This window comes from Pseudomonas sp. NCHU5216 (assembly GCF_052156495.1).
In the GTDB taxonomy this organism is placed as follows: domain Bacteria; phylum Pseudomonadota; class Gammaproteobacteria; order Pseudomonadales; family Pseudomonadaceae; genus Aquipseudomonas.
Genome location: NZ_JBQLIX010000057.1, coordinates 1 through 21,609, shown reverse-complemented (window position 1 = coordinate 21,609; position 21,609 = coordinate 1). Strand labels below are relative to the sequence as shown.

Genomic DNA, 21,609 nt, shown 5'->3' with positions numbered 1-21,609 from the left:
TCCTGCTTAGGAGCAAGGCATGAAACTGAAGCGTTTGATGGCGGCCCTGACGTTCGCCGCTACCGGCGTAGGCGCCGTAACCGCAATGGCTGCCATCGACCCGGCTCTGCCGACCTATGAAAAGACTTCCGGTGTATCGGGTAACCTGTCCAGCGTCGGTTCCGACACCCTGGCCAACCTGATGACCCTGTGGGCAGAGGACTACAAGAAGCTCTACCCCAACGTGAACATCCAGATTCAGGCTGCCGGTTCTTCCACTGCGCCGCCCGCCCTGACCGAAGGCACCTCCAATCTCGGCCCGATGAGCCGCAAGATGAAGGACAACGAGCTGCAGGCCTTCGAGGAAAAATACGGCTACAAGCCGACCGCCATTCCGGTTGCCATCGACGCCCTGGCCGTGTTCGTGCACAAGGACAACCCGATCAAGCAACTGACCATGCAACAGGTCGATGCCATCTTCTCCAGCACCCGTCTGTGCGGCGAAGCCAAGGAAATCAAGACCTGGGGTGACGCTGGCCTGACTGGCGAGTGGGCGGCCAAGCCGATCCAGCTGTTCGGTCGTAACTCGGTTTCCGGCACCTACGGTTACTTCAAGGAAGAAGCCCTGTGCAAAGGTGACTTCCGCTCCAACGTCAACGAGCAGCCGGGTTCGGCTTCCGTTGTGCAGTCGATCTCCAGCACCGTCAACGCCATCGGTTACTCGGGCATCGGCTACCGCACCGCCAGCGTCCGTGCCGTACCGCTGGTGAACAAGAAGGGTGAGGTCGAAGAAGCCAGCGAAGCCAACGCCCTGTCCGGCAAGTACCCGCTGTCGCGCTTCCTCTACGTCTACGTCAACAAGGCGCCGAACAAGCCGCTGGATCCGCTGGAAGCGGAGTTCGTGAAGCTGGTGCTGTCCAAGCAGGGTCAGGAAATCGTGGTCAAGGACGGCTACATCCCGCTGCCGGCCAAAGTGGCTGAGAAAACCCTGAAGGAACTGGGCCTGTAATAGCGCCCGCTGGAGCGCAGGTGCCCGCACCATGCGCTCCACACGACAGGCCCGCGAATCCTCCGATTCGCGGGCTTTGTCGCGTCACCGCGCTGTAATTTTTCTGTCATACAAGCCCGATAAATTGAAGCACCTCACATTATGCGGGCTGTGTCCGCCGTGCCCGAGACCTCCTCATGAATGACCTGGCCAATAACCGCATGAGCGCTTCCGATAGTCATCGAATCGATTTCGATACCCCCGCCTTGCTGCGCAAGCGTCGTGTTCGTGCACTGAAAGACCGCGCCGCGCGCTGGTACGTTTCCATCGGTGGTCTGGCCGTATTGGCCTGCATCACCCTGATCTTCTTCTACCTGGCCTACGTGGTCGCGCCGATCTTCGCCGGTGCCGAGCTGGAGGCGCGCAAGGCGCAGCAGCCGGCCTGGCTGGCCGAGCAGGGCGAGCCGCTGATGCTGGGCCTCGAAGAGCAGAACAAGGTGGCCATGCGCCTGTCGCGCAGCGGCCTGGTGCAGTTCTTCACCTTGAAGGATTCTGCGCCGCTGAAAACCGAGCAGATCGCGCTGCCCGAGGGCGTCAGCATCGTTTCCCATGCCGAGGATCAGCCCGGTAGCCATCGCGCGGTGCTGGGTTTGTCCAATGGCCAGGCCTTGGTGTTCCAGACGGCCTACAAGGTGACCTACCCGAACAACGTCAAGACCATCAGCCCGCAGATCGTCTACCCCTTCGGTGACACGCCGATCACCCTGGATCAGCAGGGCCGTGCGCTGGAGCACGTGGCGATGAGCGAGAACGACAGCAGCCTGATGATCGGTGGCTCCACCGGCGCCGAGCTGCATGTGCTGAACATCAGCCGCGAAGAGAACCTGATGACCGGCGAGGTCAGCTACGACCAGACCCGCATCGAGCTGCCGCAGATCGCCGAGCCGGTCAAGGCCATGGTCATCGACCCGCGCCAGCACTGGCTGTTCGTGATCCATGGCAAGACCGGTGCGGATGTCTTCGATCTGCGTAGCAAGGCCCTCAATGGTCACTACACCCTGCTGAAAGGGGATGCCGAGGTCACCACGGTGCAGCCCCTGCTCGGTGGCATCTCGCTGATGATCGGCGACAGCCAGGGCGGCATCGCCCAGTGGTTCATGGTGCGTGACCAGGAGGGCAAGTCCGAGCTGACCCGCATCCGTGACTTCAAGCTGGGCCAATCGGCGATCACCCAGATCATCCCCGAGGAGCGCCGCAAGGGCTTCCTGGCGCTGGACGCCACCGGCGATCTGGGCATCTTCCACAGCACTGCGCACCGTACCCTGCTCACCGAGAAGATCGCCGACAGCGGTGCCATCGGCGCCTTGTCGCCGCGTGCCAACCGCCTGCTGGTGGAGTCCGATGGCAAGCTGCAGCGCTTCTTCATCGACAACCCGCACCCGGAGATTTCCTGGAGCGCGCTGTGGGGCAAGGTCTGGTACGAGAGCTATGACGAGCCCAAGCAGGTCTGGCAGTCCACCTCCGCCAACACCGACTTCGAGCCCAAGCTGAGCCTGGCGCCACTGACTTTCGGTACCCTCAAGGCCGCCTTCTACGCCATGCTCCTGGCCGCGCCGCTGGCCATCTGCGCCGCCATCTACACCGCCTACTTCATGGCCCCGGCGATGCGTCGCCAGGTCAAGCCGGTGATCGAGCTGATGGAAGCGCTGCCGACGGTGATTCTCGGCTTCTTCGCCGGTCTGTTCCTGGCGCCCTATGTCGAGGGGCATCTGCCCGGCATCTTCAGCCTGCTGCTGCTGACGCCAATCGGTGTGCTGCTGGCCGCCTACGTCTGGAGCCGCCTGCCGGAGCGCGTGCGCCTGCTGATCCCGGATGGCTGGGAAGCGGCGCTGCTGATTCCGGTGATCCTCTTGGTCGGCACCGCCTCGTTGGGCATGAGCGGCCATCTGGAGAACTGGTTCTTCGGCGGTGACATGCGCATGTGGATCAGCCACGACCTGGGCATCACCTTCGACCAGCGCAACGCTCTGGTGGTCGGTCTGGCCATGGGCTTCGCGGTGATCCCGAACATCTATTCGATCGCCGAAGACGCTGTGTTCAGCGTGCCCAAGAGCCTGACCCAGGGCTCCCTGGCCCTTGGCGCCACGCCCTGGCAGACCCTGACCCGCGTGGTGATCCTCACCGCCAGCCCGGGCATCTTCTCGGCGCTGATGATCGGCCTGGGTCGTGCCGTCGGTGAAACCATGATCGTGCTGATGGCCACCGGCAACACGCCGATCATGGACATGAACATCTTCCAGGGCCTGCGCACCCTCGCCGCCAACGTCGCGGTAGAGATGCCGGAATCCGAAGTGGGCAGCACTCACTATCGCGTGTTGTTCCTCTCGGCACTGGTGCTGCTGTCCTTCACCTTCGTGATGAACACCTTGGCAGAGTTGATCCGTAACCGCCTGCGCAAGAAATACGCGTCGCTCTGAGAACTGGGGAAGACAGATGTCCTTGAAAAGAAAAGAGCAAAACTTCGGCACCTGGTTCAAGGGTGGCTCACCCTGGGTGTGGATGACCGCCAGCGGCGTGTCCATCGCCGTGATCGTGACCCTCGGCCTGCTCGCCGTGATCGCCGTGCGCGGCCTGGCCCACTTCTGGCCAGCCGACGTGATCCAGGCTACTTACCAGATTCCCGGCGAGGCGCCTCGTTTGGTCGCCGGTGAACTGGTGCAGGAAGAGCAGGTGCCGCGTGCACGCCTGGCCGCTGCCGGCTTGCCGGTGGACGTCAATGGTGGCGAATTCCTCACCCGTGAGCTGTTCAAGGTGGGTAACCGCGACGTGTTCGGTGCCGACTTCAGCTGGACCGTGGCCGAGTGGATGAAGGATCAGCACACTCCGGCCGCGCTGATGGTGATGGAGCGCCGCGAGTGGGGCAACTTCTACGGCTACCTGGTGAACGTCAAACAGGACGGCCAGGTGGTGGCCGAGGGTGACGCTGCCTGGGACGACCTGCAGAAGCGCATCGAACGCGTCGACGAGCTGCAGGCCGAGCTGGAGCGCTTGCAGAAGCGCGACATCGGCGGTATCAACCACGGCCTCGAACAGATACGCCTGGAAGGGCGCAAGCTGGAGCTGCGCGGCAAGCTGGACGCTGCTGCCCAGGCCGATCTTGCGGCCCAACGCGCGGAGCTGGATGCCCAGTACAAGGCGCTCGAAGCCAAGCTGATCGACCTCAACCAGCAACTGGCGCGTGACAGCGTGACGGTGAAGACCGCCGATGGACGTGAGCAGAACATCGCCCTGAGCAAGGTGGTGCGCGCCTATCGCCCCAATGCCATGAGCATCGGCGACAAGCTCGGCTTCTACTTCGCCAAGGTCTGGGAGTTCGTCAGCACCGATCCGCGCGAGGCCAACACCGAGGGCGGTATCTTCCCGGCCATCTTCGGCACCGTGATGATGACCCTGATCATGGCCGTGATCGTCACCCCGTTCGGCGTGCTGGCAGCCATCTACCTGCGCGAGTACGCCAAGCAGGGCGCCATGACCCGCATCATCCGCATCGCGGTGAACAACCTGGCGGGTGTACCCTCGATCGTCTACGGCGTGTTCGGCCTGGGCTTCTTCGTCTACGTGCTCGGTGGCTCCATCGACCGCCTGTTCTTCCCCGAGGCTGCACCGGCGCCGACGTTCGGCACCCCCGGCCTGCTCTGGGCATCGCTGACCCTGGCGATTCTCGCCGTGCCGGTGGTGATCGTCGCCACCGAGGAAGGCCTGGCGCGGATTCCGCGTGCCCTGCGTGAAGGCTCGCTGGCGCTCGGTGCAACCAAGGCCGAGACGCTGTGGAAAGTGGTACTGCCGATGGCCAGCCCGGCGATGATGACCGGCATGATCCTCGCCGTGGCCCGCGCCGCTGGCGAAGTGGCACCGCTGATGCTGGTGGGTGTGGTCAAGCTGGCGCCGAGCCTGCCGGTGGATGGCAACTACCCTTATCTGCACCTGGATCAGAAGATCATGCACCTGGGCTTCCATATCTACGACGTCGGCTTCCAGAGCCCCAACGTCGAAGCCGCCCGCCCGCTGGTGTACGCCACCGCTTTGTTGCTGGTACTGGTGATCGTACTGCTCAACCTGAGTGCGATCTTCATTCGGAACCACCTGCGCGAGAAGTACAAGGCGCTGGATCATTAACCGCAGCTGCAAGCTGCAAGCCGCAAGCTCCAGGTGGAAGCGCGCGGCTGCTGACTTGCCGCTTGTAGCTTGCAGCTTGTCGCTGCGAACGGAGTGAGCCCATATGCAACACGAAGTACACACCCACGGTATCGACATGGCCGCTCTCGGCCGCGAGAAGCAGAGCCTGAGCCTGGCCGAAGAGACCGTCGCCCTGGAAGTGCCGGGTCTCAACCTGTTCTATGGTGAGAAACAGGCGCTGTTCGACGTGTCGATGAACATTCCCAAGCAGCGCGTGACCGCCTTCATCGGCCCGTCCGGTTGCGGCAAGTCCACCCTGCTGCGTACCTTCAACCGCATGAACGACCTGGTCGACGGCTGCCAGGTGCAGGGCGAAATCCTGCTCGACGGGCAGAACATCTACCAGAAGGGCGTGGATGTCGCCGAGCTGCGTCGCCGCGTCGGCATGGTGTTCCAGAAGCCCAACCCCTTCCCCAAGAGCATCTACGAGAACGTGGTCTACGGCCTGCGCATTCAGGGTGTGAACCAGAAGCGCGTGCTCGACGAGACCGTGGAATGGGCACTGAAGAGCGCCGCCCTGTGGGATGAAGTGAAGGATCGCCTGCACGACTCGGCGCTGGGCCTGTCCGGTGGTCAGCAACAGCGTCTGGTGATCGCCCGTACCGTGGCCGTGCAGCCGGAAGTGCTGCTGCTCGACGAACCCTGCTCGGCGCTGGACCCGATCTCCACCCTCAAGGTCGAGGAGTTGATCTACGAGCTCAAGAGCAAGTACACCATCGTCATCGTCACCCACAACATGCAGCAGGCGGCGCGCGTTTCCGACTACACCGCGTTCATGTACATGGGCAAGCTGATCGAATTCGGCGACACCGATACCCTGTTCACCAACCCGGCCAAGAAACAGACCGAAGACTACATCACCGGTCGCTATGGTTGAGTGCAGCTACCAGCCGCAAGCTTCAAGCGGCAAGCAAGCGCGAACCTGACGACGATTAACTTGCGGCTTGAAGCATGGAGCTTGAAGCTCGCGGAGCGACGAAGATGATCAACAAAGAAAACCTGAACCAGCATATTTCCCAGCAGTTCAACGCCGAACTGGAAGAAGTGCGCAGTCACCTGCTGGCCATGGGTGGCCTGGTGGAGAAGCAGGTCAACGACGCCGTCACCTCGCTGATCGACGCCGATTCCGGCCTGGCTCAGCAGGTGCGCGAGATCGATGATCAGATCAACCAGATGGAGCGCAACATCGACGAGGAGTGCGTGCGCATCCTCGCCCGTCGCCAGCCGGCGGCCTCCGACCTGCGTTTGATCATCAGCATCTCCAAGTCGGTGATCGACCTCGAGCGCATCGGCGACGAGTCCACCAAGATTGCCAAGCGTGCCATTCAGCTCAGCGAGGAAGGCGAAGCGCCGAAGGGCTACGTGGAAATCCGTCACATCGGCGACCAGGTGCGCAGGATGGTGCGTGATGCCCTGGATGCCTTCGCCCGCTTCGATGCCGAACTGGCCCTGGCCGTGGCCCAGCACGACAAGACCGTCGACCGCGAGTACAAGACCGCGCTACGCGAACTGGTCACCTACATGATGGAAGACCCGCGCTCCATCTCCCGCGTGATCAGCGTGATCTGGGTGCTGCGTTCGCTGGAACGCATCGGCGACCATGCGCGCAACATCGCCGAACTGGTGATCTACCTGGTGCATGGCACCGACGTTCGCCATATGGGCCTGACCCGTATGCGTGAAGAGGTGGAAGGCAAGTCGGATAACTGACCCCTGAGCGGTTGAGCCTCGCTCGGGGCTCCCTGCGAAACCGATGCCAGGTCTTGGCATCGGTTTTTGGGTTCTTGGCTGTGCTTGATTTCGCTCCCGCACGAGCCGCACCAGAGCATCTCCTCAGCAGCCCATCGGCAATTTGCACGATATCCGTGGTTTTCCATTGGCCTTAGGCGACTGGCCATGACTATGCTTAACGCCATTGAAACAGGAGTGGCCGATGAGCAAAGTCAGTGTGCTGGTGGTGGATGACGCAACGTTCATCCGTGACCTGGTCAAGAAGGGGTTGCGCGATAACTTTCCCGGCGTGCAGATCGAAGAAGCTGTCAACGGGCGCAAGGCCCAGCAGCTATTGAGTCGGCAAAGCATCGACCTGGTGCTCTGCGACTGGGAAATGCCGGAAATGTCCGGCCTCGAACTGCTGACCTGGTGCCGCGAGCAGGACAACCTCAAGACCACGCCCTTCATCATGGTGACCAGCCGGGGTGACAAGGAGAATGTGGTGCAGGCCATCCAGGCCGGGGTGTCGGACTTCATCGGCAAGCCCTTTTCCAACGAACAGTTGGTCACCAAGGTGAAGAAGGCCATGAACCGCGCTGGCAAGCTGCAGGCGCTGCTTTCCGGCGCGGCGCCCAAGCTGCTCGGCAGCGGTGCGCTGGCCAACGACTCGCTGGCGGCCCTGACCGGGGGCAAGGCCGAAGTGGTCAAGCCGACGGCAAAACCGGCAGCCGACGCCGCCGCGGTTTTCGCCAAGCCGGCAGCGCCGGCGGCCAAGGCAGCGGCGGCTCCCTCGGGGCGGGGTCAGGGGCAGCTTCGCCTGCCTGGCGGCACCATGGCCTGCGTGATCAAGGCGCTGAGCCTCAAGGAGGCGTTGCTGCTGGTCAAGCGCGTCGAACTGCTGCCCCAGGTGCTGGAGAGCGCCGTGCTCGATCTGGAGCAGGGCGAGGCGGCGGAAACCGCACGCCTCAATGGCTACCTGCACGCCGTGGCGGCGTTCGAGCCAAAACCGGACAGCGAGTGGTTGCAACTCACCTTCCGCTTCGTCGACCGTGACCCGCAGAAGCTCGACTACCTGTCGCGCCTGATCGCCCGTGGCACCGCGCAGAAACATTTCAGCCCCGGCGCGTAGCCCGGACTGGAAAGCCACAAGCGCACGGACTTCCTGCGGGAGCGAGCTCTGCTCGCGAACCCTGGCGAATGGCAAAAGCTTCGCGAGCAGAGCTCGCTCCTACCTCGGTGCACGTTCTGCTGTCTCCGCCTGGCCGAGGCCACGCCATGAGCCGGCCTGTAGCCCGGATGCAATCCGGGATCTCTCGCACCAGGGCGACCAGCGGCGGTGAGCCGGTTCACAGCCTGACGGTCGGTACCTCGCATGTCCCGTGCGGCGCTGCTAGTCTTCATGGCCCGGATAGCGAAAAGCCATAAGTTCCGAGTTGTCATGCTAGGGCGTCTGATATTTCTCTGCAGCCTGCTGGCCCTGAGCGGCCAGGCCGCTGCGCTGACCATCTACAAATACGTCGATCAGAACGGCGTGGTGACCTATAGCGACCAGGCCGCGCCTGGCGCCCAGGTGTTCGTGTTCAACGACCGCATGGTCGAGCGCCTGGACACCCAGGTGAAGCTGGAAACCCGCAAGCACGAAGCCGGCGATACCCTGCTGGTGCGCAACGACCTGTACGCGCCGGTTGAGGTCGAGCTGAAGCTGGAGCAGGTGCAGAACGCCATCGGCGCCCCGGACAAGCCCATCCGCTGGGTGCTGCCGCCGCGCAGCCAGATCCGCCTCGCCACCCTGACCCCGGAAGATCCCGGCAAACCCCTGCACTACAAGCCGAAATTGCGTTACGCGCTGGGCGACCCGCGCCTGCAACCGAGCATCCATCGCTACCCGCTGCCCTGGCGCGGCGGCCCCTTCCGCCAGACCCAGGGCGCCAATGGCACCTACAGCCACTTCACGCCCAAGGGCCGCTATGCGGTGGACATCGCCATGCCCGAAGGCACGCCCATCGTCGCCGCCCGCGCCGGTGTGGTGGTCAAGACCGAGAATCTGCAGAGCGGGCGCGGCAACAATCCGGCCGGCAACTTCGTGCGCATCCTGCATGACGACGGCACTATGGGCGTCTACCTGCACCTGATGAAGGGCTCGGTTACGGTACGCGAGGGCCAGCGCGTGGAAACCGGCAGCCTGCTGGCGCGCTCCGGCAATACCGGCAACAGCACCGGCCCGCATCTGCATTTCGTGGTGCAGCGCAACGTCGGCCTGGCCGTTGAATCCATTCCCTTCAGCTTCAGCCAGCCGGTCAACAGCCTGCCCAACTTCGCCGTGGGTGGCGAATAGCACGGGACACGCCCGGCATCGTCCCGGATTGCATCCGGCTCCGCGGCTGGCTCAAGGTTCGCAGCAATGAAAACGGCGACCCGAGGGTCGCCGTTCTGCTTGACGCTGTAATCGATCAGCCGATCTCGATCATCTCGAAATCCATCTTGCCGACGCCGCAGTCGGGGCATAGCCAGTCTTCCGGCACATCTTCCCAGCGGGTGCCGGGCGCGATGCCGTCATCCGGCCAGCCCTGGCTCTCGTCGTAAATCAGTCCACAGACCACGCATTGCCACTTCTTCATATCGACCTCGGGTGAATCTCACGGTGCCGGCAAGCTACCGCAATTGCGCGCATGCGCCAAGCCGGCGGGTGCCGATTGCGCCCCGCCGGCGGCCAACCAAAGTCGGGACGTCAGCGGCCCGCCAGCAGCGGATCGCCAATGCCCAGCCCATACATGGCCAGCAGCGTGATGGCGCCGGCCATGGCCAGGTAGTAGAGCGTCGGCAGTATGGTCTTGCGCAGGGTAATGCCTTCGCGCCCGAGCAGGCCAACGGTGGCCGAGGCCGCCACCACGTTGTGAATGGCGATCATGTTGCCCGCCGCTGCGCCCACCGATTGCGCCGCCACCATCATCGCCCCGGACACGCCGAGCAGCTCGGCAGCGTTGAACTGGAACTGCGACAGCATCAGGTTGGATACCGTGTTGGAGCCGGCGATGAAGGCGCCCAACGCGCCCACCGCCGGGGCGAAGAAGGGGTAGATGGCGCCGACGCTGTCGGCCACCAGTTGCGCCATGGCCACCGGCATTGAGGCCAAGTCGCTGCCGTTGACCCCCGAGTTGATCAGGATGCGCACCATGGGGATGGTGAAGATCAGCACGAAGCCGGCGCCGAGCAGGGTCTTGCTCGACTCGCCCAGCGCCGCCTTCAGCTCGGAGAAGCGCATGCGGTGCAGGAAGAATGTCACCAGCACCACCATGCACAGGATGCCACCCGGCAGGTACAGCGGTTCGAGGGTGCCGGACACACCGCTTTCGCCGAGGATGTCCTTGGAACCGAAGCTCAGGCTCATCAGCGCCGCTTTCACCTCGGGGACGGTACGCGAGATCACCAGAAACACCGCCAGCAGCAGGTAGGGCGCCCAGGCCATGGGCACCGAGATCGGCGCCTTGCCGGCCACATCGTCCAGCTTCATCTCCAGCTTGCCCATCCACTCGGCAGGCCACTCCTTGGCTTCGGCGAAGTCCCAGGTGTCCTTGGGCAGCAGGAAGCCGGCCTTGGCTGCCGGTACCACGATGGCCAGGCCGACCAGGGCGCCGATCATCGAGGGGAATTCCGGGCCGAGGAACACACCGGCGGCCATGTACGGCAGGGAGAAGGCGCAGGCGGTGAAGAGGGCGAACGGGGCGATGGCCAGGCCTTCCTTCCAGCTCCGGTTCCTGCCGAAGAAGCGGGTCATGATCATTACCATGATCAGCGGCATCAGCAGGCCGATCAGGCCGTGGGTGATGGCCACCCGCGAATAGATAAGGTGGAAGAAGGCGTCCCAGTTGCTGCCGTTGGCCACCAGTTGTTCGGTGATGCCGGTCTTGTCCAGGCCGGCGCCGACACCCACCAGAATCGGCGTACCCACCGCGCCGAAGGACACCGGGGTGGATTGCACCATCATCCCCAGCACCACGGCGGCCAGGGCCGGGAAGCCCAGGGCCACCAGCAAAGGCGCGGCCACGGCAGCCGGGGTGCCGAAGCCGGACGCCCCTTCGATGAAGCAGCCGAACAACCAGGCCACGATCAGCGCCTGCACCCGGCGATCCGGGCTGATACCGGAGAAACCCCGGCGAATCGCCGCGATGCCGCCGGAATGCTTGAGGGTGTTGAGCAACAGGATAGCGCCGAAGATGATCCACAGGATCGCGGCGGTGAGGATCAAGCCCTGCAAGCTGGAGGCGATGACCCGGTTGAGGGACATGTCCCAGGCCAGCAGGCCGATCAGGGCGGTGAGGACGAACACCAGCGGCATCGCGTACTTGGCCGGCCAGCGAAAGCCGATCAGCAGCACACCCGCCAGTACCAATGGCACGAAGGCCAGGATGGACAACAGCGTTTGACTCATTTGTTGGTTCCTTCTTGTTCTTGTGAACCACGGTTTTCCGGGGATACCCCGGCGCCACGCATCTGGAAAGGCTGGCGCCACGGCGCCGACCGTTCCGTGAGCCGCGACAGCGGGGATCACCCAGCGCCGCGCTCATGCTCGAAAGCCCCGGCGGTCAGCAACCGGCAGGGCTTGGTACTGCGCAGTGGGAGGGGCTTTCGGCTCTGGCATCCTGCTTCCATGCAGTAGTTGGTTTGTCGCGGCTAAAGCCCCTCCCACATTACTTAGGCCTCCTGCTTGAAACGCAACCGCCAGGCATGCAGCAGCGGCTCGGTGTAGCCGGACGGCTGCTCGCGGCCCTTGAACATCAGGTCACTGGCGGCGCGGAAGGCATGGGATTGCTCGAAGTTCGGCGCCATGGGGCGATAAGCCGGGTCGCCAGCGTTCTGCCCGTCCACCACCTGCGCCATGCGCTGCAGCGTCTCGCGCACCTGGGCTTCGCTGACCACGCCGTGGTGCAGCCAGTTGGCGATGTGTTGGGCGGAGATGCGCAGGGTGGCGCGATCCTCCATCAGGCCGACGTTGTGGATATCCGGCACCTTGGAGCAGCCGACGCCCTGTTCGACCCAGCGCACCACGTAACCGAGGATGCCCTGGCAGTTGTTGTCCAGTTCCTGCTGGATGTCGCTGGCGCTCCACGGCCGCTCGGCGCTGACCGGCACGCTGAGCAGGTCGTTCAGCAGGCTGTCGCGCTGGCTGGCCAGGTCGATCAGCTCCAGCTCGCGCTGCACCGCTTGTACGTCCACCTGGTGGTAATGCAGGGCGTGCAGCACGGCGGCGGTGGGCGACGGCACCCAGGCGGTGTTGGCACCGGCTTTCGGGTGGCCGATCTTCTGCTCGAGCATGGCCGCCATCAGGTCGGGCATGGCCCACATGCCCTTGCCGATCTGCGCCTTGCCCCGTAGCCCGCAAGCCAGGCCGACCAGCACGTTGTTGCGCTCGTAGGCCTGGATCCAGGCGCTGGATTTCATGTCGCCCTTGCGCAGCATGGCGCCGGCCTCCATCGCCGTGTGCATCTCGTCGCCGGTGCGGTCGAGAAAACCCGTGTTGATAAAGGCCACCCGCGCGCTGGCGGCCTCGATGCAGGCCTTGAGGTTGACGCTGGTGCGCCGTTCCTCGTCCATGATGCCCATTTTCAGGGTATTGGCCGGCATGCCCAGCAACTGCTCGACACGGCCGAACAGCTCGTCAGCGAAGGCTACTTCCAGCGGGCCATGCATCTTCGGTTTGACGATATAGACGCTGCCGCTGCGCGAGTTGCCGCGACGCTTGAGGTCATGCAGGGCGATCAGGCTGGTCACCACCGCATCGAGGATGCCCTCGGGGATCTCCAAGCCCTCGCCATCGACAATCGCTGGGTTGCTCATCAGGTGGCCGACGTTGCGCACGAACAGCAAGGAGCGGCCGTGCAGGGTCAGTTCGCTGCCATCGGCGGCGGTGTAAACGCGATCCGGGTTGAGGCGGCGGGTGATGCGCTTGCCGCCCTTGTCCAGCTCCTCGGCCAGGTCACCCTTCATCAGGCCCAGCCAGTTGCGGTAGACCACCACCTTGTCGGCGGCGTCGACGGCAGCCACCGAGTCTTCGCAGTCCATGATGGTCGACAGCGCCGCCTCCATCAGCACGTCCTTCACGCCGGCTGCGTCGGTGCGGCCGATGGGGCTGCTGGCGTCGATCTGGATCTCGAAGTGCAGGCCGTTGTTCTTCAGCAGCACGGCGCTCGGTGTGGCGGCCTCGCCCTGGAAGCCGGCGAATTTCTCTGGCTGCGCCAGGCTGGTCTGCGCGCCGCTGCTCAGCGTCACCTGCAACTGGCCGGCAACCACGGCGTAGGCGCTGGCGTCGGCGTGCGAGCCCTGGGCCAGTGGCGCGGCCTGGTCGAGGAAGGCGCGGGCGAAGGCGACCACCTTGGCGCCGCGCACCTTGTTATAGCCTGGGCCCTTGCTGGCGCCGCCTTCTTCGCTGATCGCATCGGTGCCGTACAGGGCGTCGTACAGTGAGCCCCAACGGGCGTTGGCGGCGTTCAGCGCGTAGCGCGCGTTCATCACCGGCACCACCAGTTGCGGGCCGGCCTGGCTGGTGATCTCGCTGTCGACGCCTGCGGTGCTCGCCTGAACCTTTTCCGGCTGCGGCAGCAGATAACCGATGGATTCGAGGAAGGCACGGTAGGCGTGCATGTCGCGAATCGGCCCGGGGTTGGCGCGGTGCCAGGTATCCAGCTCGCTCTGCAGGCGATCACGCTCGGCCAGCAGCTCGCGGTTACGCGGTGCTAGGTCATGCACCAGCGCATCGAAACCACTCCAGAAGGCCGACGCCTCGATACCGCTGCCGGGCAGCACGTCGTTTTCGATGAGCTGCTTGAGCTCGGCGGCCACTTGCAGGCGCTGACATTGCACGCGTTCGGTCATTTTCTGTTCTCCTGTCTGCATCCGGTTGCCTGGGATGGCTATGAATTTCGTCTCGCCTCGATCGATCCCCTTGCCCCTCTGGGGGAGGGTCAGGGCGGGCCGCGTACGGAGAGGGGAATAGCGGCGTTTCGCGTCGCTTCCAGCCCTCTCCCCCAGCCCCTCTCCCGCAAGCGGGAGAGGGGAGAAAACGATGCGCGCTGCTTATAGCGCCGCTATCCCCGCCTTGGCCACCTGCGCATCCTGTTCGGCCTTGACCCCGGATACGCCCACGGCGCCGATCACCTGGCCGTCCACCAGCAGCGGTACGCCGCCTTCCAGCGAGGTGATCAGTGGCGCACTGAGAAAGGCGCTGCGACCGCCATTGACCATGTCCTCGTAGCCCTTGGTTTCGCGGCGGCCGATGGCGGCGCTGCGCGCCTTCTCGGTGGCGATGTAGGCGCCGATCGGCGCGCAGCCGTCGAGGCGTTCCAGGGCCAGCGGATGGCCGCCGTCGTCGACCACGGCGATGGCCACGGCCCAGCCCTGTTGTTGCGCTTCGCTGCGGGCGGCCTGGAGGATCAGGGCGACTTCGCGCTGGCTGAGTACGGCTTTGTGTTGCATGGCATACCTCGTGTTCGTGGCTTTTCTCCCCTCTCCCGCTGACGAGAGAGGGTGTTCAGTCGCGTAGCCGGATGCAATCCGGGAATATCTGGCACCTTCCCCGGATTGCATCCGGGCTACCGGGGAATCGCCGTGGGAGCGGCTTCAGCCGCGATAGAAGCTCGCCGCTAAAGCGCCTCGCACAGGCGGGGCACATTCCTCCGCTGGTTCGTTGCGGTACATCTGTAGCTGTAGGGTGGATGTCGCTTTTTACATCCACCGCTTTGCTGGGCAGGGCCAAGCCCTGACCGGCTGCGTGCTAATCCGTAGGAGCGAGCTCTGCTCGCGAACCCTGGCAAACGGCAAAAGCTTCGCGAGCAGAGCTCGCTCCTACCTGTGCAAGATCATTCGAGGCTTGCACCCCGCTACGCTGTGATCAGTGCATGGCCTCTTCCACTATTTCGATCCAGTGCCGCACCGGCGTACGTCCGGCGCCGTCCAGATGGGTCTGGCAGCCGATATTGGCGGTGACGATGGCGTCGGGTTTGCCGCTTTCCAGGGCGTTCAACTTGTTGTCGCGCAGCTGCCGCGACAGCACCGGCTGGGTCAGCGAATAGGTGCCGGCCGAGCCGCAGCACAGATGGCCATCCGGCACGGCGGTCAGGCCGAAACCGAGGCGCGTCAGCACGCCCTCCACCGCGCCGCCGAGCTTCTGCGCATGCTGCAAGGTGCAGGGGCAATGGAAGGCCAGGCGTTGTTCGGCACGGACTTGCAGCTTTTCCAGGTTTTCGCCTTGCAGCACCTCGACCAGATCTTTGGCCAGGGCGCTGACCCGTGCCGCCTTGCTTGCATAGGCCGGGTCACCAGCCAGCAGGTGGCCGTAATCCTTGACGAATGCACCGCAGCCGCTAGCGGTCTGCACTATGGCCTCGGCTCCAGCCTCGATGGCCGGCCACCAGGCGTCGATGTTCTGCCGGGCGCGTTGCAGCCCGGCTTCCTGGGCGTTGAGGTGGTAGTCCACGGCGCCACAGCAGCCGGCCTCGCGGATCGGCGTGACGCTGATGCCGAGGCGATCCAGCACGCGCGCGGTGGCGGCGTTGGTATTGGGCGACAGCCCCGGTTGCACGCAGCCTTCGAGCATCAGCACGCGGCGTGTGTGCTGCGTGGTCGGGCGCGGCTTGGCCGGGCGAATTTCGCGCGGCAGCTTGGCCTTGAGCCTGGCCGGCAGCAGCGGGCGCAGGGCCAGGCCGGCCTGGGTCAGCGCCTTGAACAGCGCCGGGCGCGGCACTACGGCGCGCAGGCCCTGGCGCAGCAGGCGCTGGTCGAGCGGGCGCGGCACCTGTTGCTCGGCCACTTCGCGGCCAATGTCCAGCAGGTTGTGGTACTGCACGCCGGACGGGCAGGTGGTCTCGCAGTTGCGGCAGGTCAGGCAGCGATCCAGGTGCTGCTGGGTCTTGGCCGTGACTTCGCCACCTTCGAGCATCTGCTTGATCAGGTAGATGCGCCCGCGCGGGCCGTCCAGCTCGTCGCCGAGCAACTGATAGGTGGGGCAGGTGGCGTTGCAGAAGCCGCAATGCACGCAGGAGCGCAGAATGCGTTCGGCTTCCTCGGCGCGCGGCAGGCGCTTGGCCTGTTCACTCAAATTGGTCTGCACGTCTTATACCTCGGCGTACATGCGGCCAGGGTTGAAGATGCCCTGGGGGTCGAGCTGGTTCTTGAGCTGGCGCTGGTAGCGCAGCAGCGGAGCCGCCAGCGGCTGGAAAGGTTGCGCCTGGCCGGCGGCAAAGCAGGTGGCATGGCCGCCAAGCTCGGCCGCCGTGCGCTGGATCAGCTCGCCATCGGCGTCTGACTTGAGCCAACGCTGTGCGCCGCCCCAGTCGATCAACTGCTGGCCAGGCAGGTCGAGCAGGCCGCTATTGGCCGGCAGCGACAGACGCCACAGCGTGCCGCTGGCACTGAAGAACGGCAGGCGCTGTTCGCGCAGCTCATGCCAGTAGCCGTTGTCGATCTCTTCGCCACCGAGGCGTTGGCGCGCGGCTTGCACCGAGCCTTCGCCGCCTTCCAGGCGCAAATGCAGCGCGGCACCGTCATGGCTCGCGGCGCTGATCGGCAGTGGCTGCTGGCCCCATTCGGCGAGCTTGTTCAGGGCATGCAGGGCGTCCACCTCCAGGCGCAGGCTGAGCACCTGGCGCGGTTTGGGCAGCACCTTGAGCGAGACTTCGGCGAGCAGGCCAAGGCAGCCGAAGCTGCCAGCCATCAGGCGCGACAGGTCGTAGCCGGCGACGTTCTTCATCACCTCGCCGCCGAAGCGCAGCAGCTTGCCCTGGCCAGTGACGACACGAGTCCCCAGAACCTGATCGCGCACTGAACCGGCCCAAGGGCGGCGCGGGCCGGACAGCCCGGCGGCGACCATGCCGCCGAGGGTGGCGCCAGCGCCCAGATGCGGCGGCTCGCACGGCAGCATCTGGTTGTTGATCTCCAGCGCTGCCTCGATCTCGGCCAGCGGCGTGCCGGCCCGGGCAGTGAGCACCAGCTCGGTGGGGTCATAGCTGACGATGCCGCGATGCTGACGGGTATCCAGCACTTCGCCGCTGGTGGCGCGGCCCAGATGGGCCTTGCTGCCGCTGCCCTGGATGCGCAACGGGGTGGCGCTATTCAGCGCGTGGTTGACCTGTTCCAGCAATGCGGCGCTGGCGTCGAAATCATGCGACATCAGAAACGCTCCAGTTCCGGGAAGGGCAGTTGGCCGTGGTGCACGTGCATGGCGCCGAACTCGGCGCAGCGGTGCAGGGTGGGGATGTTCTTGCCGGGGTTGAGCAGGCCGCTGGGGTCGAACGCCGCCTTCACCGCGTGGAACAGGCTGATCTCGTCGCTGTTGAACTGCGCGCACATCTGGTTGATCTTCTCGCGGCCCACACCGTGCTCGCCGGTGATGCTGCCGCCGACCTTGACGCAGAGTTCGAGGATCTTGCCGCCGATGGCCTCGGCGCGCTCCAGCTCGCCGGGCACGTTGGCATCGAAGAGGATCAGCGGGTGCATGTTGCCGTCGCCGGCATGGAACACGTTGGCCACGCGCAGGCCGTATTCCTCGGACAGCTCGGCGATGCCGCGCAACACGCCGGGCAGCTCGCGACGGGGGATGGTGCCGTCCATGCAGTAGTAGTCCGGCGAGATGCGCCCGACTGCGGGGAAGGCGTTCTTGCGCCCGGCCCAGAATTTCACCCGCTCGGCCTCGTCGCGGGCCAGGCGCACTTCGGTGGCGCCAGCTTTCTCCAGCACCTCACGTACCCGTTCGCAATCGTCGGCGACGTCGGCCTCCACGCCATCCAGCTCGCAGAGCAGAATGGCTTCGGCCTCCACCGGGTAGCCGGCTTGGATAAAGTCCTCCGCCGCTCTGATTGCCAGGTTGTCCATCATCTCCAGGCCGCCGGGGATGATGCCGGCGGCGATGATGTCACCCACCGCGCGCCCGGCCTTTTCCACCGAGTCGAAGGCGGCCAGCAGCACCTTGGCCACCTGCGGCTTGGGCAGCAGCTTGACCGTCACCTCGGTGACGATGCCGAGCATGCCCTCGGAGCCGGTGAACAGCGCCAGCAGGTCGAAGCCGGGGGCGTCCAGCGCGTCGCTGCCGAGGGTCATGAACTCGCCCTCGACGGTGAGGATGTCCACCTTGAGCAGGTTGTGCACGGTCAGGCCGTACTTCAGGCAATGCACGCCACCGGCGTTTTCGGCGACGTTGCCGCCGATGGAGCAGGCAATCTGCGAAGACGGATCAGGGGCGTAATACAGGTCGAACGGCGCGGCGGCCTGGGAAATCGCCAGGTTGCGCACGCCGGGCTGCACCCGGGCGAAACGCCCTTCGCGGTTGATCTCGAGAATCTGGTTGAAGCGCGCCATCACCAGCAGGATGCCTTTCTCCAGCGGCAGCGCGCCGCCGGACAACCCCGTGCCGGCACCGCGCGCCACCACCGGCACGCCACGGGCATGGCAGAGCTGGAGCAACTGCTGCACTTGCTCGATGCGCTCGGGCAGCACCACCAGCATGGGCGAGGTGCGGTAGGCGGAAAGCCCGTCGCACTCGTAAGGCTTGAGGTCTTCCTGAGTGTGCAGGATGTCGAGGTCGGGCAGGCGCTGGCGCAGCTCGGCCAGCAGGGCGGCCTTGTCGACCTCGGGTAGCGCGCCGTCGATGCGCTCGTCGTACAGAATGCTCATGGCAGGCTCGTTCGTGGACGCTTTTGTTATGGGCGGTCATGTCGCGACCTTGGCCCGCATGTTTAGGCCGCCTGACGACCTCCGTCCATCTTTGCCAGTACTGGTACGACCAGTTTCTTTCGCCGGACTTTCAGCGTAAAAAGCATGTAGTGCTCGTAATATCTGGCTTCAAGGCGAGCGATAGATAAGGATGGGAAACATCTGATCGACTGGTACGACCAGTGAGTGAGGGCGTGATGGAGGTGAAAGCGAACCCGGCAAGACGCCAGGTCAGCGACGTGGTGGCCGAGCGTATCGAGCGACTGATCGTCGACGGCGTGCTCAAGGTGGGCCAGCCGCTGCCGTCGGAGCGGCGCCTGTGCGAGAAGCTGGGCATCTCCCGCTCGGCGCTGCGCGAAGGGCTCAAGGTGCTGCGCGGGCGCGGCATCATCGAGACGGCGCAGGGCCGTGACTCACGAGTGGCCAAGCTCAGCGGCGAGCGCGACGCCAGCCCGCTGATGCACCTGTTCAATTCGCAACCGCGCACCCTGTACGACCTGCTGGAGGTGCGCGGCCTGCTCGAAGGCGAGTCGGCGCGCCTGGCAGCACTACGCGGTACCGACGCGGATTTCGTTCTGCTCACCCGGCGCTACGAGGAAATGCTCGCCGCTCATGCCCAGGAGCAGCCGGTCGATCCCCGTGAACATGCGCACCTCGACCACGCCTTCCACCTGGCCATCTGCGAGGCCTCGCACAACCCGGTGCTGGTGCACACCCTGCAATCGCTGACCGACCTGATGCTCAGCACCGTGTTCGCCTCGGTGAACAACCTCTACCACCGCCCGGCGCAGAAGCGGCAGATCGACCGCCAGCACTCGCGGCTGTATCACGCGGTGATCGAGCGCCTGCCGGAACAGGCCCAGCGTGCGGCGCGCGACCATATCCACTGCATCCGCGACAACCTGCAGGAGATCGAGCAGGAAGAGCAGCGCCTGGTGCGTGCCAGCATGCGCTTGGAGGGGTGGGGGTAGACCCTGGTGCGCATACGACCAGTCGTCCGCTTCTTGACTGCTCGCACAGAATGATGGCGCTTTAACAGCTATCATCGCGCCCTTTCTCGCAGCCACTGGGCTCTCTGCCTGCCGCCGCTGCCAAATCATTCCTACAAGAATCCCGTCTACAAGGGTTCAACCGTTGCCGGTGGCGCATGCCTCCGGTGCATTGCCTCGTTCCCGAATTGGAGTACCGACGTGTTGAAGAAGTACCTGATCCCCCTCGCCCTGAGCCTCACGGCTCTGGTGAGTGCGCCTCTCTGGGCCGCCGTGCCCACGGATTCGGAAGCCATGAACATGGCTGGCCTGCAGCGCTCCCTGGGCCAGCGCGTGGCCAAGGATTACCTGATGATAGGTTCGGACGTGCGTGTGGACGCCGCCCAGCGCCAGATGCAGGAAACCATCGAGCGCTTCGAGGCCAGCCAGAAGGCGTTGGGCGAATACGCGCCCAACCCCGAGATCAAGGCCGCGTTGGCCAAGGTCGATGCCACCTGGGCCAGCTATCGCCAGCAGTTCGAGGCCAAGCCGGAACAGGCCAAGGCCGCCGCCCTGCTGGCCACCAGCGAGACCCTGCTGCAGCAGACCCAGACCGTGACCGACCTGATGGCCAAGCACCTCGGCGCGATGGGCGCCACGGTCAACCGCAGCGGTTGGGCGCGCGTGCAGACCCAGCGCGTCGCCATGCTCTACATGGCCAAGTCCTGGCATGTGCAGGTGCCTGACCTCGATGCCAAGCTGGACAAGTCGGTGAAGGACTTCGAGACCATCCTCGGCGAACTGGAAGCGCGCGGCACGCCGAACGAAGAAATCGCCGCCGCCCAGCGCCGCGCGCGTGCTCACTGGGGCTTCACCCTCAAGGGCATCGACCTGCACGCCGAGCGGGATTTCGTGCCCACCGTGATCACCGTCAGCACCGACTCGCTGTTCCGCCAGCTCAACGAGCTGACTCGCCTGTACGCCGGGTTGCAGGCCAAGGAGTCCTGAGTTGATGTAGAAAAAACAAGGGCCGCGTCAGCGGCCCTTGTTTTTTCTGCGTTACTGCCAGTTGGCTGCGATCAGCACATCTAGCTGTTCACGTTGCGAGCTGGATAGATCCATCTCCCCTCCCGCCGGGCTTCCGAATGCCGCCATGGCGTTCACCAGATTGTTGACCTGGCTTGAACTCAAGGCACGTCCATCATCCAGTTGGAACTGCTCGACCTGGCTCGATGTGCTGTAGTACCAATCCTTGATGAACACTTGGTCATTGGTGCCCAGCAATTGGAGTTGCAAGTCATTGCCTGTTCGTTCCAGCCAGATTTTCTCGGCATTCACTCCTTCGCCGAAGCGCAATACGTCGGTGTGGGTATAGCCACCACTGGTCTCGTAGATGGTGTCGACGCCATCACCGAGGTTGAACAGGTAAGTGTCGCTGAAATAGCTGCCATAGAGAGCGTCATCGCCAGTGCCACCGGCGAAGAGGTTGTCGCGAGCTTGAACATGCACCTTGAGGGTGTCGTTGCCGGCATCGCCATAGAGACGGTTGGTGCCAGTGCCGCCGTCGATGACATCGTTACCTGCACCGCCACGTATCTCATCGATACCCGAGTGGCCGATGAGCGTGTCATTGCCCTCGGTGCCGAGCTGCAACAAGCCTTGCTGGGTGATCTGAGCCCAGGTCAGGACGGAGCCATCAGCAAACTCCAATCGCTCGATCAGGACATTGCTGTTGACCGATGCGGTGGAGGTGGTGCCGTTGAAGGCGTCTTTGATGATGACCTTGTCAGTGCCGTTGACATGGGCATAGACGAGATCAGATCCGACGCGTTGGGCCTGGATGTCGGACGCCTTGATGCCTTCACCGAAGCGCAATACGTCGGTGTGGGTATAGCCACCATTAGTCTCGTAGATGGTGTCGACGCCATCACCGAGGTTGAACAGGTAGGTGTCGCTGAAATAGCTGCCATAGAGAGCGTCATCGCCAGTGCCACCGGCGAAGAGGTTGTCGCGAGCTTGAACATG

At 64.5% G+C, this 21,609-nt stretch carries 17 protein-coding genes; 9 read left to right on the top strand and 8 right to left on the bottom strand.

Annotation, left to right across the window (positions count from 1 at the left end):
• Positions 1–19: 19 nt before the first annotated feature.
• From ACSVIK_RS24365 to ACSVIK_RS24335, 7 genes are all read left to right on the top strand, one after another.
• Positions 20–988: a phosphate ABC transporter substrate-binding protein PstS gene (locus ACSVIK_RS24365; protein ID WP_442446720.1), complete on the top strand. Its 969-nt coding sequence runs from the start codon at positions 20–22 to the stop codon at positions 986–988.
• Positions 989–1,164: 176 nt separating this feature from the next.
• Complete coding sequence (locus ACSVIK_RS24360) at positions 1,165–3,444, top strand: ABC transporter permease subunit (RefSeq protein WP_442446719.1); 2,280 nt, start codon at positions 1,165–1,167, stop codon at positions 3,442–3,444.
• 16 nt (positions 3,445–3,460) lie between these two features.
• Positions 3,461–5,143, top strand: a complete 1,683-nt coding sequence (pstA, locus tag ACSVIK_RS24355) for a phosphate ABC transporter permease PstA (protein ID WP_442446718.1) — start codon at positions 3,461–3,463, stop codon at positions 5,141–5,143.
• 103 nt (positions 5,144–5,246) lie between these two features.
• Positions 5,247–6,080 (top strand): phosphate ABC transporter ATP-binding protein PstB, encoded by an 834-nt coding sequence (gene pstB, locus ACSVIK_RS24350; RefSeq protein WP_442446717.1) that lies wholly within the window; start codon positions 5,247–5,249, stop codon positions 6,078–6,080.
• Positions 6,081–6,184: 104 nt separating this feature from the next.
• Positions 6,185–6,913, top strand: a complete 729-nt coding sequence (phoU, locus tag ACSVIK_RS24345; protein WP_268180391.1) for a phosphate signaling complex protein PhoU — start codon at positions 6,185–6,187, stop codon at positions 6,911–6,913.
• A gap of 223 nt (positions 6,914–7,136) precedes the next feature.
• Positions 7,137–8,045, top strand: a complete 909-nt coding sequence (locus tag ACSVIK_RS24340; protein ID WP_442446716.1) for a response regulator — start codon at positions 7,137–7,139, stop codon at positions 8,043–8,045.
• Between the two features lie 309 nt (positions 8,046–8,354).
• The gene (locus ACSVIK_RS24335) at positions 8,355–9,251 is read left to right on the top strand and encodes a peptidoglycan DD-metalloendopeptidase family protein (protein ID WP_442446715.1); all 897 of its coding nucleotides are present in this window, start codon (positions 8,355–8,357) and stop codon (positions 9,249–9,251) included.
• Positions 9,252–9,366: 115 nt separating this feature from the next.
• Here ACSVIK_RS24335 and ACSVIK_RS24330 read toward each other — a convergent pair whose 3' ends face one another.
• The 7 genes from ACSVIK_RS24330 to glcD form a co-directional block, all read right to left on the bottom strand.
• Complete coding sequence (locus ACSVIK_RS24330; protein WP_003242223.1) at positions 9,367–9,534, bottom strand: rubredoxin; 168 nt, start codon at positions 9,532–9,534, stop codon at positions 9,367–9,369.
• Positions 9,535–9,644: 110 nt separating this feature from the next.
• Positions 9,645–11,345, bottom strand: coding sequence for an L-lactate permease (locus ACSVIK_RS24325; protein WP_442446714.1), 1,701 nt, complete (start codon positions 11,343–11,345; stop codon positions 9,645–9,647).
• A gap of 263 nt (positions 11,346–11,608) precedes the next feature.
• A complete protein-coding gene (locus ACSVIK_RS24320; protein WP_442446713.1) occupies positions 11,609–13,786 on the bottom strand; it encodes a malate synthase G in 2,178 nt (725 codons plus the stop codon).
• 201 nt (positions 13,787–13,987) lie between these two features.
• Positions 13,988–14,386 (bottom strand): heme-binding protein, encoded by a 399-nt coding sequence (locus tag ACSVIK_RS24315; protein ID WP_442446712.1) that lies wholly within the window; start codon positions 14,384–14,386, stop codon positions 13,988–13,990.
• Positions 14,387–14,801: 415 nt separating this feature from the next.
• Entirely contained in the window at positions 14,802–16,019 is a 1,218-nt protein-coding gene (gene glcF, locus ACSVIK_RS24310) for a glycolate oxidase subunit GlcF (protein WP_442446711.1), read from the bottom strand.
• Positions 16,020–16,022: 3 nt separating this feature from the next.
• A complete protein-coding gene (gene glcE, locus ACSVIK_RS24305; RefSeq protein ID WP_442446710.1) occupies positions 16,023–17,078 on the bottom strand; it encodes a glycolate oxidase subunit GlcE in 1,056 nt (351 codons plus the stop codon).
• Positions 17,078–18,577: a glycolate oxidase subunit GlcD gene (gene glcD / locus ACSVIK_RS24300; protein WP_442446709.1), complete on the bottom strand. Its 1,500-nt coding sequence runs from the start codon at positions 18,575–18,577 to the stop codon at positions 17,078–17,080. The genes glcE and glcD overlap by 1 nt, the downstream gene beginning before the upstream one ends.
• A gap of 236 nt (positions 18,578–18,813) precedes the next feature.
• On the opposite strand from glcD, the gene glcC reads away from it, so the two are divergent.
• Positions 18,814–19,587: a transcriptional regulator GlcC gene (gene glcC / locus ACSVIK_RS24295; RefSeq protein WP_442446708.1), complete on the top strand. Its 774-nt coding sequence runs from the start codon at positions 18,814–18,816 to the stop codon at positions 19,585–19,587.
• A 219-nt stretch (positions 19,588–19,806) separates the two neighbouring features.
• Positions 19,807–20,592 carry a type IV pili methyl-accepting chemotaxis transducer N-terminal domain-containing protein gene (locus ACSVIK_RS24290; protein ID WP_442446707.1) on the top strand — a complete coding sequence of 262 codons (786 nt, stop codon included), beginning with the start codon at positions 19,807–19,809 and terminating at the stop codon, positions 20,590–20,592.
• Between the two features lie 51 nt (positions 20,593–20,643).
• On the opposite strand, the gene ACSVIK_RS24285 is transcribed toward ACSVIK_RS24290, so the two are convergent.
• A partial coding sequence (locus ACSVIK_RS24285) for a calcium-binding protein (protein ID WP_442446706.1) occupies positions 20,644–21,609 on the bottom strand: 966 nt, incomplete at its 5' end.

Coding starts and splice junctions, on each gene's coding strand:
- ACSVIK_RS24365 (WP_442446720.1), top strand. CDS start 20: ATGAAACTGAAGCGTTTGATGGCGGCCCTGACGTTCGCCGCTACCGGC.
- ACSVIK_RS24360 (WP_442446719.1), top strand. CDS start 1,165: ATGAATGACCTGGCCAATAACCGCATGAGCGCTTCCGATAGTCATCGA.
- pstA (WP_442446718.1), top strand. CDS start 3,461: ATGTCCTTGAAAAGAAAAGAGCAAAACTTCGGCACCTGGTTCAAGGGT.
- pstB (WP_442446717.1), top strand. CDS start 5,247: ATGCAACACGAAGTACACACCCACGGTATCGACATGGCCGCTCTCGGC.
- phoU (WP_268180391.1), top strand. CDS start 6,185: ATGATCAACAAAGAAAACCTGAACCAGCATATTTCCCAGCAGTTCAAC.
- ACSVIK_RS24340 (WP_442446716.1), top strand. CDS start 7,137: ATGAGCAAAGTCAGTGTGCTGGTGGTGGATGACGCAACGTTCATCCGT.
- ACSVIK_RS24335 (WP_442446715.1), top strand. CDS start 8,355: ATGCTAGGGCGTCTGATATTTCTCTGCAGCCTGCTGGCCCTGAGCGGC.
- ACSVIK_RS24330 (WP_003242223.1), bottom strand. CDS start 9,534: ATGAAGAAGTGGCAATGCGTGGTCTGTGGACTGATTTACGACGAGAGC.
- ACSVIK_RS24325 (WP_442446714.1), bottom strand. CDS start 11,345: ATGAGTCAAACGCTGTTGTCCATCCTGGCCTTCGTGCCATTGGTACTG.
- ACSVIK_RS24320 (WP_442446713.1), bottom strand. CDS start 13,786: ATGACCGAACGCGTGCAATGTCAGCGCCTGCAAGTGGCCGCCGAGCTC.
- ACSVIK_RS24315 (WP_442446712.1), bottom strand. CDS start 14,386: ATGCAACACAAAGCCGTACTCAGCCAGCGCGAAGTCGCCCTGATCCTC.
- glcE (WP_442446710.1), bottom strand. CDS start 17,078: ATGTCGCATGATTTCGACGCCAGCGCCGCATTGCTGGAACAGGTCAAC.
- glcD (WP_442446709.1), bottom strand. CDS start 18,577: ATGAGCATTCTGTACGACGAGCGCATCGACGGCGCGCTACCCGAGGTC.
- glcC (WP_442446708.1), top strand. CDS start 18,814: ATGGAGGTGAAAGCGAACCCGGCAAGACGCCAGGTCAGCGACGTGGTG.